The sequence below is a fragment of the Phormidesmis priestleyi BC1401 genome (assembly GCF_001650195.1).
Lineage (GTDB): Bacteria > Cyanobacteriota > Cyanobacteriia > Leptolyngbyales > Leptolyngbyaceae > Phormidesmis_A > Phormidesmis_A priestleyi_B.
This window is the reverse complement of sequence record NZ_LXYR01000170.1, coordinates 1-954: the sequence shown is the minus strand read 5'-3', so window position 1 is coordinate 954 and position 954 is coordinate 1. Positions and strand designations below refer to the sequence as shown.

The window sequence follows — 954 nt, the reverse complement described above, 5'->3', positions numbered from 1 at the left end:
TATAGCCACTGCCACATTGGTTAGGACGCAGCTTGTTTAAGAACAAATTCTACCGCATCGCGTAGGTTGTCCGAGTCGCGCAACTGCTTGCGAATACGACTTTTTAACCAAGCCCAGCACTTTTCAATCCGATTCAAGTCTGGAGAGTAAGGGGGTAAGTAGAGGAGTTGACAATCTGCGGCTTCAATCAACTGACGAATCCGCCCCCCGTGATGAAAGGTGGCATTATCTAGAATCACCCACTGTCCGGGTTGAAGTGTGGGGATTAAGCAGGTTTCGAGCCAAGTTTCAAATACGAGGCGATTGCAACTGCCTTCTATGGTGAACGGAGCAATTAGGTGTCCATCTCGATAGCCAGCAATCATGTTGACGCGATCTTGGCGACGACCCGATTTGAGCGCATGGAATCGCACTCCCGCCGCCGACCAGCCATACCCATAGTCGTCTCGCTCATCCATGCCTGACTCATCGACATACACTAGATGAGCCGCTTTGGGCAGCGCCATCTGCTTCACAAACTCTGCTCGTTTCGCCTCATCCCGTTGGCGATACCCATACGTCTTTTTTTTCGCGTGAATCCGACCTGCTTTAGACCTCTTGCAATTGTTCGCACACTGATGTTGCCTTCCCAAAGTTCTGCCATCTCCGTTTGGGTTTTATCTCCATGTACTTGCACAAAGGCTCGAAACTTCTCCCAATTGGTAATCTTGTGCCCGTGCCCAGTCTGATAGCCTTGGGCTGCCTGCACACTTCCTGTAGCTTCTCTAAGTTTCAACCACAAACCCAATGTGTTGCGTCCGATGTTGAACATTCGACAAACCGTACTTTTTTGTTCTCCTCGATCTATCGCCTCCATTACTTTTTGTCGGAGGTCATCGCTGTAGGGGGCTGGCATCGCTCATTTGAGGGTCTCAACTTCTATAGTATGTCCTAACCTAACTGGCAACGGCTATA

Annotated in this window: 1 protein-coding gene; it reads right to left on the bottom strand. The window is 49.8% G+C overall.

From position 1 onward, the window contains the following. Window positions 1-20 precede the first annotated feature (20 nt). A protein-coding gene (locus A8707_RS27765) for an IS630 family transposase (protein ID WP_197485106.1) occupies window positions 21-895 on the bottom strand; the annotation gives its coding sequence in 2 pieces (ribosomal slippage) (window positions 21-566 and window positions 569-895; 873 coding nt in all). Window positions 896-954 lie beyond the last annotated feature (59 nt).